11 protein-coding genes and 1 tRNA gene are annotated in these 18,302 nt (G+C 71.1%); 9 read left to right on the top strand and 3 right to left on the bottom strand.

Annotated elements, in window-relative coordinates:
- Positions 1-147 precede the first annotated feature (147 nt).
- From ABZ953_RS20290 to ABZ953_RS20325, 8 genes are all read left to right on the top strand, one after another.
- A complete protein-coding gene (locus ABZ953_RS20290; RefSeq protein WP_361725528.1) occupies positions 148-735 on the top strand; it encodes a small secreted protein in 588 nt (195 codons plus the stop codon).
- A 169-nt stretch (positions 736-904) separates the two neighbouring features.
- A complete protein-coding gene (locus tag ABZ953_RS20295; protein ID WP_361725531.1) occupies positions 905-2,437 on the top strand; it encodes a class I SAM-dependent methyltransferase in 1,533 nt (510 codons plus the stop codon).
- A 254-nt stretch (positions 2,438-2,691) separates the two neighbouring features.
- Positions 2,692-2,889, top strand: a complete 198-nt coding sequence (locus tag ABZ953_RS20300; RefSeq protein ID WP_361725907.1) for a hypothetical protein — start codon at positions 2,692-2,694, stop codon at positions 2,887-2,889.
- Positions 2,890-3,389: 500 nt separating this feature from the next.
- Positions 3,390-6,260: a type I DNA topoisomerase gene (gene topA / locus ABZ953_RS20305; RefSeq protein WP_361725534.1), complete on the top strand. Its 2,871-nt coding sequence runs from the start codon at positions 3,390-3,392 to the stop codon at positions 6,258-6,260.
- A gap of 195 nt (positions 6,261-6,455) precedes the next feature.
- Positions 6,456-9,617, top strand: a complete 3,162-nt coding sequence (tmk, locus tag ABZ953_RS20310; protein WP_361725537.1) for a dTMP kinase — start codon at positions 6,456-6,458, stop codon at positions 9,615-9,617.
- A gap of 222 nt (positions 9,618-9,839) precedes the next feature.
- Entirely contained in the window at positions 9,840-11,045 is a 1,206-nt protein-coding gene (locus ABZ953_RS20315; RefSeq protein WP_361725540.1) for a DNA polymerase III subunit delta', read from the top strand.
- Positions 11,046-11,195: 150 nt separating this feature from the next.
- Positions 11,196-12,800: an alpha/beta hydrolase gene (locus ABZ953_RS20320; protein WP_361725543.1), complete on the top strand. Its 1,605-nt coding sequence runs from the start codon at positions 11,196-11,198 to the stop codon at positions 12,798-12,800.
- Between the two features lie 84 nt (positions 12,801-12,884).
- Positions 12,885-12,961 (top strand) — tRNA-Thr (locus ABZ953_RS20325).
- A gap of 69 nt (positions 12,962-13,030) precedes the next feature.
- Here ABZ953_RS20325 and ABZ953_RS20330 read toward each other — a convergent pair.
- Entirely contained in the window at positions 13,031-13,975 is a 945-nt protein-coding gene (locus tag ABZ953_RS20330) for a LysR family transcriptional regulator (RefSeq protein ID WP_361725545.1), read from the bottom strand.
- 486 nt (positions 13,976-14,461) lie between these two features.
- Here ABZ953_RS20330 and ABZ953_RS20335 point away from each other — a divergent pair, with 486 nt between their 5' ends.
- Positions 14,462-15,526, top strand: coding sequence for a ParB/RepB/Spo0J family partition protein (locus ABZ953_RS20335; RefSeq protein ID WP_361725548.1), 1,065 nt, complete (start codon positions 14,462-14,464; stop codon positions 15,524-15,526).
- Between the two features lie 35 nt (positions 15,527-15,561).
- On the opposite strand, the gene ABZ953_RS20340 is transcribed toward ABZ953_RS20335, so the two are convergent.
- Complete coding sequence (locus tag ABZ953_RS20340; protein WP_361725550.1) at positions 15,562-17,028, bottom strand: aldehyde dehydrogenase family protein; 1,467 nt, start codon at positions 17,026-17,028, stop codon at positions 15,562-15,564.
- Positions 17,028-18,128, bottom strand: coding sequence for a phenazine antibiotic biosynthesis protein (locus ABZ953_RS20345; protein WP_361725553.1), 1,101 nt, complete (start codon positions 18,126-18,128; stop codon positions 17,028-17,030). Before ABZ953_RS20345 ends, ABZ953_RS20340 begins: the two co-directional genes overlap by 1 nt.
- Positions 18,129-18,302 lie beyond the last annotated feature (174 nt).

The raw sequence follows: 18,302 nt of genomic DNA on the forward strand, positions 1-18,302 counted from the left end.
GCGCCCTTCGGTGGGTGTGGGACGCGTCGTGAGCCTTCTCTCGCGTGCCGTGCGCCGCTTGGTGCAAATGGCTGCAATAGCGGCAGTACCGGTCCCCTGGCATGCGGTTGTCGCCCAGTCGGCGTGTAAGTTCCGGGGCCGAGAGCCATGGAAGGGACCAATCCGGTGAACAAGAAGCTTGCAGCCGCACTGTCCGGCGGTGCGGTACTGGTACTCGCTTTGTCAGGGTGCAGCAGCGACGACGGCAACGAGAAGCTCGACAACTGGGCCAAGAAGGTCTGCGACTCCGTCCAGCCCCAGTCGAAGAAGATCGCGGACGCCAACGCCGCGATCCAGAAGGAGACATCCGACAACAGCTCCCCGTCCGACGTCCAGAAGACCGACTCCAAGGCGTTCCAGGACATGTCCGACGCCTACAAGTCGATGGGCAACGCCGTGAAGAGCGCGGGTGCGCCGCCGGCCGACGACGGGAAGAAGAAGGCGGACGACGCCGTCAAGGAACTCAACTCCATCTCCAAGTCCTACGGGGGCCTGAAGAAGCAGGTCGACGGCTTGGACACCAAGAACCAGGCGGACTTCGCCGACGGCCTCAAGGACGTTGCGGGCGAGCTGGACAAGCTGAGCAAGAGCGGCAACGAAGCGCTGGAGAAGCTGCAGGAGGGGGAGGTCGGCAAGGCGATGGGCAAGCAGGACAGCTGCAAGAGCGCGTCCGCCACGCCCTCCGCCAAGAGCTAGCCGACTCCGTACGGTCCGGGCGACTCCGTACGGTCCAGCCGACTCCGTACGGTCCCGGGCGACTCCATACGGTCCCGGGCGACTCCGTACGGTCCCTGCGTTCCCGACGCCCCCGGCGCCACACACGGTGCTGGGGGCGTCGGCGCACCGGGCGGGCCACAATGGGGGAGTGAGTAACGCCAGCCTCCCCCTGCCCTCGTCCGACCACGCCGACGCGGCCGTCTCCCTGCGGGAGGCCCTGCTCGGCGCCGACTTCACCGCTGACGGGCTGCTCGAGCTGCTCGGGGCGCCCGCGTACACCGCGCTCGCCCGCAGCGAGACCGTGCCCGCGCTGCGGGCCACCCGCGGGGGCGGTGCGCTCGCGACGCTCGTACGCCTCTTCCTGCTGCAGGAAACCGTGCCGCACGCACGCGTGGCGGACGTTCTGCCCGTCGACGTGCTCCTGGAGAGCGGTTGGCTGGCCGAGGACGAGAAGAGCGCCGGATCCGACCGTGAGCTGCGGGCGACCGTGGACGTGCGGCCGTACGGCGGGCCGAGCGGTGAGGACTGGTTCATCGTCTCCGACCTGGGGTGCGCGGTCGGCGGCGCCGGCGGCATCGGCAGCCACGAGGAAGGCGTCGTCCTCGGCGTCGGCGGCGCGTCCACGACGCTCGCGGGGATCACGGTGCGTACGCCCGTCGCGAGCGCCCTCGACCTCGGCACCGGGTCAGGCATCCAGGCGCTGCACGCCGCGCAGCACGCCACGCGCGTGACCGCGACCGACCTCAACCCCCGCGCCCTGCGCTTCACCCGGCTCACCCTGGCGCTCTCCGGGGCCCCGGAGGCGGATCTGCGGGAGGGCTCGCTGTACGGGCCGGTGGCCGACGAGACGTACGACCTGATCGTGTCGAACCCGCCGTTCGTGATCTCGCCGGGGGCCCGGCTCACCTATCGGGACGGGGGGATGGGCGGGGACGATCTGTGCCGGTCGCTCGTTCAGGAGGCGGGGGAGCACTTGAACGAAGGGGGGTACGCGCACTTCCTGGCCAACTGGCAGCACGTGGACGGCGAGGAGTGGCAGGACCGCCTGCGCTCCTGGGTGCCGCGCGACTGCGACGCCTGGATCGTGCAGCGCGAGGTGCAGGACATCACGCAGTACGCCGAGCTGTGGCTGCGGGACGCGGGGGACCACCGCACGGACCCCGGGCAGTACGCGGCGCGGTACGACGCGTGGCTCGACGAGTTCGAGGCGCGGGGCACGCGGGCCGTCGGATTCGGCTGGATCACGCTCAGGAAGAGCGGTGCCGCCGAGCCGTCCGTCACCGTGGAGGAATGGCCGCACCCCGTCGAGCAGCCGCTCGGCGACACCGTGCGGGAGTTCTTCGGGCGCCAGGACTATCTGCGGACGCACGACGACGCGGCGCTGCTCACCGGGCACTTCAAGCTCGCCGACGAGGTCGTGCAGGAGCAGGTCGGGCTGCCGGGCGCCGAGGACCCGGAGCACGTCGTGCTGCGCCAGAACCGCGGGATGCGGCGCGCCACCAAGGTGGACACGGTGGGCGCGGGGTTCGCGGGCGTCTGCGACGGCTCGCTGAGCGCGGGTCGGATCCTGGACGCCATCGCCCAACTGGTCGGGGAGGACCCGGTGTTGCTGCGCGACCGGACGCCCGCGCAGATCAGGCTCCTCGTACAGCAGGGCTTCCTGCTGCCGGTCGGGGAGTAGCGCGTGCCGGTCGGGGAGTAGCGAGCCGGGCGGCCCGGAAAGACGCGCGGGGACGAGCGGCCCGGAAAGACGCGCGGGGACGAGCGGCCCGGGAACACGCGCGGGGACGAGCGGCCCGGAAACACGCGCGGGGACGAGTCGGCAAGGCCGTCCGTCGTTCACCCCGATTTCGCTCTCCCGATTTCCGTACGTGTCAGCCTCCCGGCAGGGGGTCTCGCAGGGATTCCGGCACGGGGAGGCAGACCATGCAGACCATGGAGAGCGGGCCAGCGATCTTCGCGGGGACGGTGTTCGCGCTGTTCGGCGCCGGACTGCTGCTGTGGACCGGTGCGCGCGTCGCGCACCGCGCCCCGGTCGCCCAGGGTGTGAGCCCCGTCGCATCGGTCACACTCGCCACGCTCGCCGGATCGGGCGCGCTGCTCCTCGGCGTGTGGTGCTTCACGAGGCTGTGAGGCTGCCTCGACGGCGCGGCGGACCGCGTCGTTCCGGTTGATCGGGCGGCCTTACGCCCGGACCCCGATCGGGCGCGGGCCCCACCGCCACGGCAAGGTGCCCGATGGGTGCCCGATCCCTTCCGGGCCCGGTGAAACACTCCTCTCCCGGCCCTGCCGACGCGTCGCTCGCCACCGTGCGGACGCTCTCCTTCCGACCCGCCGGACACTCCGTTCCCGGTGATCACGCAGGTGTGGCCCGGCCGGTGGCCGGGGCCGGTGCCGAAACAGCGGACCGCCACTCCGGGCGGCAGGAATGGCGGTAGTCGGGTTACCGTTCGAGTGGCCGTTGCGGGCTTTCCCCGTTTGACACGGGGGCGGGATGTACCGTCACACTCCGCAGCGACAGCGCAACGCAAGCCATGCGGGCACTGCCAGCCATGCGGGCACTGCCACCGCACTGCCATCGAGCAACGCGACCGCGCAGTGCCACCGAGCGTCGACCGGAGAGAAGAGCGAAGTTGTCCCCGACCAGCGAGACCGCACAGGGCGGCCGCCGACTCGTCATCGTCGAGTCGCCTGCCAAGGCGAAGACGATCAAGAGCTACCTCGGCCCCGGCTACGTAGTCGAGGCCAGCGTCGGGCACATCCGTGACCTCCCCAACGGCGCCGCGGAGGTGCCCGAGAAGTACACCGGTGAGGTGCGCCGCCTCGGCGTGGACGTCGAGCACGACTTCCAGCCCATCTATGTCGTCAACTCCGACAAGAAGGCGCAGGTCAAGAAGCTCAAGGACCTTCTGAAGGACTCCGACGAACTCTTCCTCGCCACCGATGAGGACCGCGAGGGCGAAGCCATCGCGTGGCACCTCCTCGAGGTCCTGAAGCCCAAGGTCCCCGTCCACCGGATGGTCTTCCACGAGATCACCAAGGACGCGATCCGCAGCGCCGTCGCCAACCCGCGCGAGCTCAACAAGCGCATGGTCGACGCCCAGGAGACCCGCCGTATCCTCGACCGCCTCTACGGCTACGAGGTCTCGCCGGTCCTGTGGAAGAAGGTCATGCCGCGCCTGTCGGCCGGCCGCGTGCAGTCCGTCGCCACCCGCCTCGTCGTCGAGCGGGAGCGCGAGCGCATCGCCTTCCGCTCCGCCGAGTACTGGGACCTGACCGGCACCTTCGCCACCGGCCGCGCCGGTGACGCCTCCGACCCCTCGCAGCTGGTCGCCCGCCTCACCACGGTCGACGGCAAGCGCGTCGCCCAGGGCCGCGACTTCACCTCCGTCGGTCAGCTGAAGGCCAACAGCACGGGCACCCTCCACCTGGACGAGGCCAACGCCCGCGCGCTGGCCGCCGCCCTCCAGGAGACCCGGTTCTCCGTACGCTCCGTCGAGTCGAAGCCGTACCGCCGCTCGCCGTACGCCCCGTTCCGTACGACGACGCTGCAGCAGGAGGCGAGCCGCAAGCTCGGCTTCGGCGCCAAGGCGACCATGCAGGTGGCCCAGAAGCTGTACGAGAACGGCTTCATCACCTACATGCGTACGGACTCCACGACCCTGTCCGACACGGCGGTCACCGCCGCCCGCAAGCAGGTCACGCAGCTCTACGGCAGCGACTACCTGCCGGACAAGCCGCGCACGTACGCCGGGAAGGTCAAGAACGCGCAGGAGGCGCACGAGGCGATCCGCCCGTCGGGTGATCGTTTCCGCACGCCCGCCGAGACCGGCCTGACCGGCGACCAGTTCCGGCTCTACGAGCTGATCTGGAAGCGGACCGTCGCCTCCCAGATGAAGGACGCGACCGGGAACTCCGTCACGGTGAAGATCGGCGGCCGCGCCTCCGACGGCCGCGACGCCGAGTTCAGCGCGTCCGGCAAGACCATCACCTTCCACGGCTTCCTCAAGGCCTACGTAGAGGGCGCCGACGACCCGAACGCCGAGCTGGACGACCGCGAGCGCAGGCTTCCGCAGGTCAACGAGGGCGACCCGCTCTCCGCCGACGAGATCTCCGTCGACGGCCACGCCACCAAGCCCCCGGCCCGCTACACCGAGGCCAGCCTGGTCAAGGAGCTCGAAGAGCGCGAGATCGGCCGCCCGTCGACGTACGCGTCGATCATCGGCACGATCCTCGACCGCGGATACGTCTTCAAGAAGGGGACGGCGCTCGTTCCCTCGTTCCTTTCGTTCGCCGTCGTCAACCTCCTCGAGAAGCACTTCGGCCGGCTCGTCGACTACGACTTCACCGCCAAGATGGAGGACGACCTCGACCGCATCGCCCGCGGTGAGGCGCAGGCCGTGCCGTGGCTGCGGCGCTTCTACTTCGGCGAGGGCGAGGGCTCCGGCAGCGCCGCCGAGGCGGGCAACGGCGACGGCGACCACCTCGGCGGACTCAAGGAGCTCGTCACCGACCTCGGCGCGATCGACGCCCGCGAGGTGTCGTCCTTCCCGGTCGGCAACGACGTCATGCTGCGCGTCGGCCGCTACGGCCCCTACATCGAGCGGGGCGAGCGCGACTCCGAGAACCACCAGCGCGCGGACGTCCCCGACGACCTGGCGCCCGACGAGCTGACCATCGAGTACGCGGAGGAACTGCTCGCCAAGCCGAGCGGCGACTTCGAGCTGGGCGCGGACCCCGAGACGGGCCGCCAGATCGTCGCCAAGGATGGCCGCTACGGCCCGTACGTGACGGAGATCCTCCCCGAGGGCACCCCGAAGACCGGCAAGAACGCGGTCAAGCCGCGCACCGCCTCGCTCTTCAAGTCCATGTCGCTCGACACGGTCACCCTCGCGGACGCCCTCAAGCTGATGTCCCTGCCGCGCGTGGTCGGCGCCGACGCCGAGGGCGTCGAGATCACCGCGCAGAACGGCCGGTACGGCCCGTATCTGAAGAAGGGCACGGACTCGCGCTCCATCGACACCGAGGACCAGCTCTTCACGATCACGCTGGAGGAGGCTCTGGAGATCTACTCCAAGCCGAAGCAGCGTGGCCGCGCCGCGGCGAAGCCGCCGCTCAAGGAGCTCGGCGAGGACCCGGTCAGCAAGAAGCCGGTCGTGGTCAAGGACGGCCGCTTCGGCGCGTACGTCACCGACGGCGAGACGAACGCGACGCTGCGGGCGGCGGACTCCGTGGAGGACATCACTCCGGAACGGGGCTACGAACTCCTCGCGGAGAAGCGGGCGAAGGGGCCGGCCAAGAAGACGGCCAAGAAGGCGCCCGCGAAGAAGGCCGCCGCGAAGAAGGCACCCGCCAAGAAGACCGCTGCCAAGAAGACTGCGGCCAAGAAGACGACCACCGCGGCGAAGAAGACGACCGCAAAGAAGACGGCGGCCAAGACGGCGGCCTCGTCGACGGCGGCCTCGTCGACGGCGGCCTCGTCCGAGGCGGCTTCGGAGGACTGACCTCCGCGCCTACTACCTGCCCGGTGCCGGGTGCCTCCAGTGAGGCACCCGGCACCGGGCTGTGCACCGTCTGAACAACTGGGTCGTGCACCCCCTGAAACGGCACGTTCCGCCTGCAACGGGACCAGATGGACCAGACGGTCGTTTGTTCGGGTGGCTCGGCGGGGAGTCAGTCCGTCCAGATAGGCTGGACGGATGACGCGTGCCGAGCAGCCAACGGCCGGAATCCCGGCCCCCGACGACGCCCTGGTCGCAGATTCCCGAGAGCGTGCCGTCCGCGCCTTGCTGCGCGTACCCCCACTGAAGCGCCTGTGGAGCGCCCACCTCGTCGACAGTGTCGGCGACGCGCTCGCGCTCCTCGTTCTGGTGATCCTCGCGCTCCAGTCCGCCATCGCCGAAGGCGCCTTCGGCGGCGGTTACCGGGGGGTGGCCCTCGCCGTAACCGCCGTCTTCGGAGCGCGCGTTCTCGCGACGCTGCTCTTCGGAGCAGTGCTTCTCGGGCCGCTCACCTCGCTCACCTCCCCGGACGGACCGCTCGACCGCCGCTGGACCATGATCGGGGCCGACGGCGTGCGGGCCGCGCTGCTGATCGTCGCGCCGCTGTGGATCGACTGGACGCCCGACGACGCCCTCGCGGTGCTTCTGGTGACGTCCTTCGTCATCGGCGTCGCCGAGCGCTTCTGGACCGTCGCCAAGGAGAGCGCGGCCCCCGCGCTGCTGCCCGCGCCGCCCCTGGAGGGCGCGACGATAAGGCCGCTGCCGGACCACATGGACGCCCTGCGGCGCCTGTCCCTGCGCACGGGATTCCTCGCGCTGCCCGTCGCGGCCGTGATCCTCGTCGGCATCACGCTCATCGGGAACCTCCTGGGCGCCGGTCTCGACTGGTTCGACCTGCACCAGGCCGGGCTCGCCTCGTTCGTGGCGGCCGGCCTCTTCGCCGCGTCGCTCTCGATCGTCTACTTCCTCGAACTTCCCGGTGCGCAGACGCCACGCGCGCGTAGCCCGCTCGAAGGGCTGCGCAGGCCGCGCACCGGCACCACCACGGACAAGGGCCGCACCGGCGCGATCCCGCTCCTCGTCCTGGCCTGCGCCGCCGTCGCCGGAGCCGTCGCGGCTGCCGTCGCCGTCGCCGTACTGCACGCCAAGGACCTCGGCGGCGGACCCGTCACGTACGGCCTGATCGTCCTCGCCCTCACCGGCGGCACCGCCGTCGGCATCCGCACCGCGCCGTCCCTGCTGCCCTCGCTCTCGCGCCGCCGCCTGCTCGCGCTCGCCATCGCCCTCACCGGCATCGCGCTGCTCGCCGCGGGCCTCGTGCCCGACGTGACGACCGTGCTGCTGCTCCTCGCCCTCGCGGGGGTCTGCGCGGGCGTCGCCGCGAACACCGGGCACGCGCTCCTCGACCAGGAGGTCGAGGACTACCGCAGGGCCCGCACCACGGAGCACCTCCACGCGGTCGTTCGTCTCACGCTCGCGCTCGGCGCGCTGGTGGCCCCGGTGGTCGCCGCGGCGATCGGGCCGCACCGCATGGTCAACGGCAAGTTCGTCTTCGACCACGGCGGCGCCGCCTTCACGCTGATGCTGGTCGGCGCGCTGCTGCTGCCGGTGGCCGCGCTGGTCCTGGCCAAGGCCGACGACCGGCAGGGCGTTCCGCTCCGGCACGACCTGCTCGACGCGCTGCGCGGCGGCGACGACCCGGCACAGGGGACCTGCGCCACCGGCTTCTTCATCGCACTGGAGGGCGGCGACGGCGCCGGCAAGTCGACGCAGGCCGAGGCGCTCGCCGAGTGGATCCGCGCCAAGGGCCACGAGGTCGTCGTCACCCGCGAGCCGGGGGCGACGCCCGTCGGCAAGCGGCTGCGGTCGATCCTCCTGGACGTGTCATCGGCCGGTCTCTCGCACCGCTCCGAAGCGCTGCTGTACGCCGCCGACCGCGCGGAGCACGTCGACACGGTCGTGCGCCCCGCTCTGGAGCGCGGCGCCGTGGTCATCTCCGACCGCTACATCGACTCCTCCGTCGCCTACCAGGGCGCAGGGCGCGACCTGTCGCCGACCGAGATCGCCCGCATCAACCGATGGGCGACCGGCGGCCTCGTACCGCACCTGACCTGCCTGCTCGACGTGTCCCCCGAGGCCGCCCGCGAGCGGTTCACGGAGGCGCCCGACCGCCTTGAGTCGGAGCCCGCCGAGTTCCACGCGCGCGTGCGCTCCGGTTTCCTCACCCTCGCCGCCGCCGACCCGGGGCGGTACCTGATCGTCGACGCCGCCCAGGAGCCGGAGGCGGTCACGACCGTGATCCGGCACCGGCTCGACGTGGTGCTCCCGCTCTCCGAGGCCGAGGTGAAGGCGCGGGAAGAGGCCCGCAAGGCCGCCGAGGAGGAGGCGAAGCGCAAGGCCGAGGAAGAGGCCGCGCGCAAGGCCGAGGAGGAGCGTCTGGAGCGCGAGCGCCAGGAGCAGCTCGCCAAGCTCCGTGCCGAGGAGGAGGCGCGCAAGCGGCGCGAGCTCGAGGAGGCCCAGCGCCGCGAGGCCGAGCGGCAGGCCGAAGAGGCCAAGAAGCGCGCCGAGGAGGCACGCCGCAAGGCCGAGGAGGAGCAGGCCAGGCTGCTGGCCGAGGAGAAGGTCCGGGCGGCCGAGGAGGAGCGGCGCCGCAAGGAGGCCGAGGAAGAGGCACGGCGGCGGGCCGAGGCGGAGGAGCGTCGGCTCGAGAAGCAGCGGAAGGCCGAGGAGGCGCTGCTGCGGGCGGAAGAGGCGCGGCGGCTCGCGGCGGCTTCCGCGGCGGCGGCTGCGGCTGCGGCGGCTTCTTCGAGGTCGGCCTCTGCTGGGCCTGGGCCTGGGCCTGCTGGGCCTGCCTCTGCGCAGAAGGCGGAGCAGAAGGCGGATTGGGCACCGGCACCGGCTCCGGCATCCGAGCAGAAGAATCCGTCCCCGGAACAGCCTGAGACGGACAACGAGACCACCGTGGCCACGCCCGTCGTGACGCCGCCCGCCGGGGCGGCCGATGAGACGGCCGTTCTTCCGGCGGTCGGAGCGCACGGGCCCGCTCCCGAGGGCGCCGCAGACGAGACGGCCGTATTGCCGACCGTCTCGGAGGACAAGGTTCCGTCGGGGTACTTCCGGGACGAGCGGCCCGCGCAGTCGTCCGAGAGCCCGAACGAGCGGACCCGGGAACTGCCCCAGATCGACGAGCAGGGAGTGCCTCAGCGGCCCCGTTCCGACTGGGCCGAGGAGACGCCGCTCGACGATCTGCCGTCGCTCGCCGACGAGCTGCTCGGGTCGCACGAGGGCGAGGGCGAGGGCGAGGACGAGGAGAACCAGGACGAGGGCAGGCGGGGGCGCCGCGGGCGCAAGGGCCGCTGAGCCCTGCGGAGTCCGCACGAAGCCCTCACGGAGCCCGCACGGAGCCCCACGGCCTGCGGGGCCGCGGGGATTGTCAGTGGCGTCCTCCACAATGGGCAGTCCAGTCCGGTGTCAGGCCGGAACCCGGTGTCAGACCGGAACCTGGTGGCACACCGGAACCCGGTGGCACACCGGACCTCGGCGTCCGGGCCGGAGCAGAGCGCAGCGTAAGGCGGTGACCCCATGAGCGTGTGGGACGACTTGGTGGGTCAGGAGCGGGTGAGCGAGCAGCTGGGTGCTGCCGCTCGGGACGCCGACGCGCTCGTGACCGCGACCACCGCCGGCACTCCGCCGCCGGAGTCGTCGAAGATGACGCACGCCTGGCTGTTCACGGGCCCGCCCGGCTCCGGAGGGGCCACCGCCGCCCGCGCCTTCGCCGCCGCCTTGCAGTGCACAAGCCCGGACCGCGCGCTCGGCGGCGCCCCCGGCTGCGGCTTCTGCGACGGCTGTCACACCAGCCTCGTCGGCACCCACGCCGACGTGGAAGTGGTGCGTACGGACATGCTGTCCATCGGCGTGAAGGAGACCCGCGAACTCGTCCGCCGGGCCCAGCTCTCGCCCGCGGTCGGGCGGTGGCAGGTCATCGTTCTGGAGGACGCCGACCGCCTCACGGAAGGCGCGGGGAACGTACTCCTGAAGGCCGTGGAGGAGCCCGCCCCCCGCACCGTGTGGCTGCTCTGCGCGCCCTCCCTTGAGGACGTGCTGCCGACCATCCGTTCCCGTTGCCGGCACCTGACACTGCGTACGCCCCCGGTGCACGCGGTCGCCGACGTGCTCGTACGGAGAGACGGCATCGAGCCGGACGTGGCGGCGGCCGCGGCGCGCGCCACGCAGGGGCACATCGGCCGTGCCCGGCGGCTGGCCACCGACCCGCGCGCGCGGGAGCGCAGGGCCGCCGTCCTGAAGCTGCCGCTGCGGGTGACGGAGATCGGCGGCTGCCTGAAGGCGGCGCAGGAGCTGATCGACACGGCTTCCGAGGACGCGAAGCAGGTCGCCGAGGAGGTCGACACCAAGGAGACCGAGGAGCTGAAGGCGGCGCTCGGCGCGGGGCAGGGCGGCCGGATGCCGCGTGGCACGGCCGGCGTGATGAAGGAGCTCGAGGACCGGCAGAAGCGCCGCAAGACCCGGACGCAGCGCGACAGCCTCGAACTCGCGCTCATCGAACTGACCGGGCTCTACCGGGACGTGCTGGCCCTGCAGTTGGGTTCACGGGTGGCGATCGCCAACACCGAGGTGCAGGACATGCTGGAGCGGATGGCCCTGGGCACCTCGCCCGAGGCGACACTGCGCCGCATCGAGGCCATCGGTGCCTGCCGCACCGCCCTGGACCGGAACGTGGCGCCGCTGCTGGCGGTCGAGGCGATGACGGTGGCGCTCCGGGCGGGGTGAGGGCTGGCTCGCAGGGTGTGTCGCGTGGGTGTGCCGTGTGGGTGTGTCGCGGGGGTGTGTCGCGGGGGTGTGTCGCGACACGGGATTGACCGAGTCACTCGTACGAGTGCCATGAGTGATCGTCACCTCGCGGAGCGTTACCCTCGCGTGATGGAAACCAGCCGTCGCGGCCGTCGCGGCCGTCGCAGCCGTCACCCTTCGCTCCGCACGTGGGGCACTCTGCTCGTGAGCGCCGGGCTGCTCATCTCCGGCTGCTCGACGAAGAGTTCGACGGCGGACGCCTCCCTGGCGTCGGTGTCCCGTTCGGTGCCGGCCGAGCTCGCCCCGTACTACGGGCAGAAGCTGAGTTGGCGCGCGTGCGGTGCCCCCGGCTTCGAGTGCACCTCCATGAAGGTCCCGCGCGATTACGCGAAGCCTGCCTCGGGCGACGTCAAGCTGGCGGTGGCCCGCAAGAAGGCCACCAAGAAGGCCACCAAGAAGAGCGGCCGTCTCGGCTCGCTCCTGGTCAACCCCGGCGGCCCCGGTGGCTCGGCGATCGGCTACCTCCAGTCGTACGCGGGTCTGGGCTACCCCGAGGAGGTCCGCGCCCACTACGACATGGTGGCCGTCGACCCGCGCGGCGTGGCCCGCAGCGAACCCGTCACCTGCCTCGACGGCAAGCGGATGGACGCGTACACGCAGACCGACGTGACGCCCGACGACCGTCGCGAGACGGCCGACCTGAGCACCGCCTTCAAGGAGTTCGCGGACGGCTGCGAGAAGCAGTCGGCCGAGATCCTGCCGCATGTCTCCACGGTCGAGGCGGCCCGCGACATGGACGTCCTGCGCGCGGTGCTCGGTGACGAGAAGCTGTCGTTCGTCGGCGCCTCGTACGGGACGTTCCTCGGCGCGACGTACGCGGAGCTCTACCCCGCGCGGGTGGGCCGGCTGGTCCTCGACGGTGCGATGGACCCCTCGCTGCCCGCACGCCGTATGAACGAGGACCAGACCGCAGGCTTCGAGACGGCTTTCCGGTCCTTCGCGAAGGACTGCGTGGCGCGTGGCGCGGACTGCCCGCTGGGCGACAAGCTGGGCGACAAGAGCCCAGATGACGCGGGCAAGCGTCTGAAGGCTTTCCTCGACGAACTGGACCGCACGCCGCTGAACACGGGCGACAGCGGAGGCCGACAGCTCGGCGAGGCGCTCGCCACGACGGGCGTGATCGCCGCGATGTACGACGAGGCGGGCTGGCCCCAGCTGCGTGACGCGCTCACCTCGGCGATGAAGAACAGGGACGGTTCGGGCCTGCTCGCCCTCTCCGACGGCTATTACGAGCGGGACAGCGACGGAAAGTACGCGAACCTCATGTTCGCCAACGCGGCCGTGAACTGCCTGGACCTGCCGGCCGCCTTCAGCTCACCGGACGACGTGGAGAAGGCGGTGCCCGCCTTCGAGAAGGCCTCCCCGGTCTTCGGCGAGGGCCTCGCCTGGACCTCGCTGAACTGCACGTACTGGCCGGTGCGGGCCACCGGCGTGGCACACCGCATCGAGGCGAAGGGCGCGGCCCCGATCGTGGTCGTGGGCACGACCCGCGACCCGGCGACCCCCTACCGCTGGGCCAAGGCCCTGGCCTCCCAGCTCTCCTCCGGCCACCTCCTCACCTACGAGGGCGACGGCCACACGGCGTTCGGCCGCGGCAGCGAGTGCGTCGACTCGACGATCAACGCGTACCTCCTGAAGGGCACCGTCCCGAAGGACGGAAAGCGCTGCTCATAGGCCTGACGAGGGGGTGTGCGGAGCACCCTCGAAAACTGTGTAGACTTGGGCGCGTTGCTGATCGCACGATGGTGCGGACGGCGTGCCGCCTTAGCTCAGATGGCCAGAGCAACGCACTCGTAATGCGTAGGTCTCGGGTTCGAATCCCGAAGGCGGCTCCACAGGAACCCCAGCTCAGACTCTTCTGAGCTGGGGTTTTGTCGTGCCGGTGCCGGTGCTGGTGCTGGCAGCTACGGCGACAGTGTCGGTAGCGGTACGGATGTGGGGGCCGATTCGGGGGTCGGGGCCAGGGGGGACGGGTGGGCGAAGGACTGGCGGCAGTGGTGGACGAGCTCGCGCAGGGCCGGGTTTTCCGTGGAGGCCCAGGCCAGGGAGAGGACGGGCTCGGTGTGGATGTCCTCGATGGGGCGGGTCGTCAGGCGGGGGCGGTGCTGGGCGACCAGGGACTCGGAGAGGATGGCGACGCCCAGGCCGCGGATGGCCAGGTCGGCGATGGCGCTGGGAGCACCGGCCTGGAACGCGATCTCGATGTCGACGCCCGCCGTCGCGCACGCGTCGTCGAAGACCTTGCGCACCCCCGTGCCGGTCGGGAGGCTGACCACCGAGTGGTGTGCCAGGTCCTTCAGGGTCACCTGGGGCTGTTCGCAAAGCGGGTGGCCGATCGCCATCGCGGCGACCAGGGGCTCGCGGATGATCTCGTACGCCTCCAGGCCGGGCGGTGGCGCGCCGGACGTGCTGACGAGGGCGAGGTCGGCGGTGCCGGCGCGCAGGCGTTCAAGGAGGCGGTCGGAGGCGTCCTCGAGCAGGACGATCTCCACGCCGGGGTACTTGTGGTGGAACGCGGACAGTGCGTCGAAGAGCGGGGTGACGGTGCAGGCGGTCACCATGCCGACCACGAGCCGGCCCCGGATGAGGCCGTTCACCTCGTCCACCGCCTGACGGACGGCGTCGGCGGCTGCCAGCGCGGAGCGGGCGTGCCGCAGTGCGGCGACCCCGGCGGGGGTGAGTCGGACGCTGCGGCCCGAGCGGTCGAACAGCGACGTCCCGAGGTCGTGCTCCAACTGCCTGATCTGGGCGCTCACTCCGGACTGGCTGATGTGCACGCGCTCGGCGGCCCGGGTGAAGTTCTCCTCCTCGGCCACCGCGACGAAGTATTCGAGCTGCCTGAGTTCCATGCCTCCTGATTCTAGTAATCGGGTGGGGTATCTGCGGGGGTTCTTGATTATTCGGGCGGTCGGGCGATCGGGTGATTAGTTATTTGAGGGTTCAGTGTCAAGTTGTTTGCGAAAAATGGCTTGAAATCGCGCAGTTGGTTTTTGCGTGACACCTTGCCCAGTGGCTCCCGTAGGTACGGGGACGGTAATTTAAATGAACAACTATGCCTTTCTGATACGGCTCTCCATTTTTCGCGCCGCACTGTCGGGCTCACGTATCCAGAAGAACCTGTGGAACAACCTGTGGGAATCAGCGATTCCGTTTTCGTCGGGGCGGCGTGTGTCGAGCAGACGGGCGAACTCTGAACTGGGGGCGACGGGTTCATGTATGCGAGCGAGTTGACAGAAGTCGTGGCAGCGGAAGATGCGACGGCCGGAGACGAAGCACGAGGGGAGAGCGGGGAGGTACGGGGGGAGAGCGGCGGGGTACGGGGGGAGAGCGGGGAGGTGCGGGGGGAGAAGCCCTGGGAAGTGCGGGCGCACTCCCTGCCGGTGGAACGCGTCGCCGTCGACCTCCTCTGGTCGGCCGACTCGCCACGCCTCGTCGGAGAGAACGTCGACCACATCCGGGTCCTCGCCGAGTCCGGGGCCGATCTGCCGCCCATCCTGGTGCACCGGCCGACGATGCGGGTCATCGACGGCATGCACCGGCTGCGGGCGACGGTGCTGCGCGGGGACCGGGAGATCGCCGTACGCTTCCTCGACGGGCACGAGGCGGACGTCTTCATCGTGGCCGTTCAGGCGAACACCACCCACGGGCTGCCCCTGACCCGCGCCGACCGCAACGTCGCCGCGACGCGGATCATCCACTCCCACCCGCAGTGGTCGGACCGCATGATCGCCTCGTTCGCCGGTCTCTCGCCCAAGACGGTCGGCAGCATCCGGCGCCGGATCGGCGACGGCCTGCCCGCCGCGCCGGTACGCATCGGCCGTGACGGCCGGACGCGGCCGGTCAACAGCTCCGGCGCGCGCGCCGCCACGGGCGAGTTCATCCGGACCCACCCAGACGCGACGCTGCGGCAGATCGCCGGAGCCGCCGGAGTGTCCCGGTCCACCGCCCGTGACGTGCGGCGGAAGCTGGAACAGGACGACCTCGACCTGCCGCAGCCGCGCCCCTCCCGGCAGGACGCGCCCGACCTCACGCCGGGCACGGCCGTACCGGCGCAGGTGGTCACCGGCCACACGACGACGACCTCCGTGTCGGCCCGCGTGGCACCCGACCCCGTGGCCGTGGAAGGGGCGGTGGCGCCGGGGGCCTCCGGGGCCGCCGCACCGGTCGCCGCGGATCTGATCCCGATCCTGAAGCGCGACCCCTCCATCCGCTTCACCGATTCCGGCCGCCTGCTGCTGCGGCTGCTGGACGCGGCCACCCTCCCGCCGGACGAGTGGGACCGCCTCATCGAGAGCGTCCCCGCCCACTGCGTCGACATGGTGGCGAACGTGGCCCGTGCCTGCGGTGAGGTCTGGCTCAACGTCGCACACGAAGTGGACAGTCGCGCCTCGATGAAGTGAGCGTTCACTGTGGGGAGCGAGGGCGCGCTCGCCGGTCAGTCCCGTACCACCGTCTTCGTACGCATCAAGAAGTCCGCGAGGTACCCGTCGTGCGGCAGTCCGGGGCGCATCCAGTGCGTCGGGTGGTCACCCACGTACAGGTTGGCGATGGTCGGTTCGGCGAGGAGTTGATCGAGGAGTGGCTCTCGGTCGGTCAGTGCGGTGAGGACCAGGCTGTCCCGTAGGGGAGCGAGGCCGTCCGCCGGGCGCCAAGGGGCCACCCATACGCAGGGGAAGGGGAGCTCGGCGCCCAGCTGGGGGGCGTCGGCGCGGTCGAGCTGGTGGACGGCCGGGCGCAACACCGCGCTGCCGTCGCCCAGTTCGTCGGCGACCGTGTCCGCGCCCAGCCAGGGCCGGGCCCCGGCGGCGCGGCGCTCCACGTATGCCGCGATCGCCCGTGCGCCCGCGGCCGGTTGTACGGGCAGAACGGCCTTCGGGTGGTCCGGCGGAAGGCTGGGCAGCGCCGAGAACCGTTCGGCGAGCGCCTCGCACAGCGGGGCCGGATCGCCCTCGATCAGGATGGCCGTGGTGTTCACGCAGCCCGTGCCGCCGCGTCCGGCGACCGAGTCCACGAGGGTGTCGAGGTGGTCGTGCCAGTCGACGTCGGCCGTCAGGAGGATCTTGGATCGGCCGGGCCCCTGGAGCAGGACGGTGGGGTCGGCGCCGTACTTGCGGACGACGTCCTCGCCGCCGTAGACCATGCCCAGGTCGGCGCCCCGCAGGACGGCGTCGGCGCCCGCGTGATCGGTGGGCAGGAGCGTGATCTCGTCGTTCCCGAACCCCGCCGTACGCAGCGCCGTGATGAGCCGGTGCGGGGTGAACGGCTCGCGCCGGGAGGGCCGGACCGCGACGCGGAAGCCCAGCGCGAGCGCCTCGGGCCACAGGCTGTGGGTGCCGGGGTGGTTGCCTGCCGCATGGACGGCGAACACGTCGCCGCGCCGGGTGTGGACGGCCCGGCCGGTCCGTGTGAGCGGGTCGCGCCAGTCGGTGACCGCGCCGGTGGGGCGCGCCTGCTCGATGCCGGACCCGATGTCCCGGAGCCGTTCGGCGATGCGGTCGACGGCCGAGGTGACCTCGGTGAGCGGGACGCCGCCGACGCGGCTGACCAGCAGGCAGTACTCCGGCACGCTCAGGCCTGCGACGGTCCCGGTGGCGAACAGGTCGGCGGCTTCGACGATGCGTCGTATCCGCTCTTCGGGCGGAGCGGATTCCGCTCGCCGCAGCGCCGACATCGTGCGGCTGGTGAACGGCGGCGGTACGAGGCTCAGTTCGGCGACGGGCGTGCCGGTCACGTCCGTGACCGACTGGCGATTCCTGGCCCGGAACGCGCCGCGCGGGCCGAGCGCGTCGAGCTGTAGCGGCGTCTGTGCCGGGTGCGGTGTCTGTGCCGGGTCTGGTGTCTGTGCCGGGTGCGGTGTCTGTGCCGGGTGCGGTGTCTGCGCCGGTGTGCTGTCCGGTGTCATCAGTACACCCCCTCGACCACGTCCTCGTTCTCGAATCTGGAGACAGGTGCGATGTCGGCCACGGAGTCGCCGGGGCCGCCGTCGAGGGGTTCGACGCGGGTGGCGAGATCGCGTTCGAGGTTGTTGGGGAGCAGGAACGACTTGCTGACGTGGTTGGCCACGACCCGGCCGCGCTCCCCGTACGGGACCGGCCGCATCGTCTCCGGATCGACGACCGAGAAGGTGACGTACGGGCTCAGCGTGTCGAAGACGCAGGGGGCGTCGTCACCGAGGCCGGGGCGCTCGCCGGCGAAGCCCAGGATCATCGTGCTGCCGTAGTTCCCGGAGAAGACGGTGTCGGGGAAGATCTCCGTCCGGTACACCTGGCGGGAGTCCGGATCGAGCTGGGTGCCGCCCCAACGGATCGCCCGTACCTTCTCGTTGATCAGTTCCACGAGTTCGTCGCGCCGCGAGATCCGCTCCAGGACCGGTGGCGTGACGGTGAGGACGCCGATGTTCTGGGAGCGCAGCACCTCTGCCGCCTGGTCGACGACGTGCTCGGCGTAGTCGTCGGCCTCGCTGCCGCGACCCCCGGATATCAGCCGCTTCACCCAGCGCGGGTCGAGGTCGATGGTGAATCCATGGGTGCCGTGCGTGGTCGCCGAACCCCGGAAGAACTCGCCGACGATGTGCGGGCCACTGGGAACGATTCCCAGCCAGTTTGCGCCCCGTGGGAAGCCGTGTGCGTCGAGCTGCTCGCTGGTCCAGGCCAGCAGGCGCGTGCGCCAGTCGCCGAGCAGGACGACGCGTTTGGGGGCGCCGGTGGTGCCGCCGCTCTCGAAGACACCGCGTACGTCCGGGTGTTCGCCGTAACCGCGCGGGATCAGGTCCTCGGCGCGGACGGTGCGCAGCTCGGCGGCTACGTTGGGGAAGCGTACGAGGTCGGCGTGGGTGGAGATGTCGGTGCGCGGGTCGAAGTCCAGGGACTTCGCGCGCTCCAGCCAGTACGGGGAGCCGGTCTCGGGGCCGAAGTGCCACTCCATCGCGGCCTTGATGTACTCGTCGGGGTCGGGCCGGGCGCCGGGCGGGAGGTCGAGGACATCCCAGGTGTTCGACGTCATGTGGTCGTTGTCCTCCCGGCTTTGTGGTCCATTTCGAAGTCCCGAAATTGGTGGGGAAAAAGGATTGGAGCGCGGCTCGACAATTGTCCCCCTGAGAGAAAACCGAGCACATTTGAACCGGGGGCATTCCATCGTGTCAACACCGGGGCAACTCCGGGTCAACACCGGCCCGCC

This window comes from Streptomyces sp. NPDC046465 (assembly GCF_040646035.1).
In the GTDB taxonomy this organism is placed as follows: domain Bacteria; phylum Actinomycetota; class Actinomycetes; order Streptomycetales; family Streptomycetaceae; genus Streptomyces.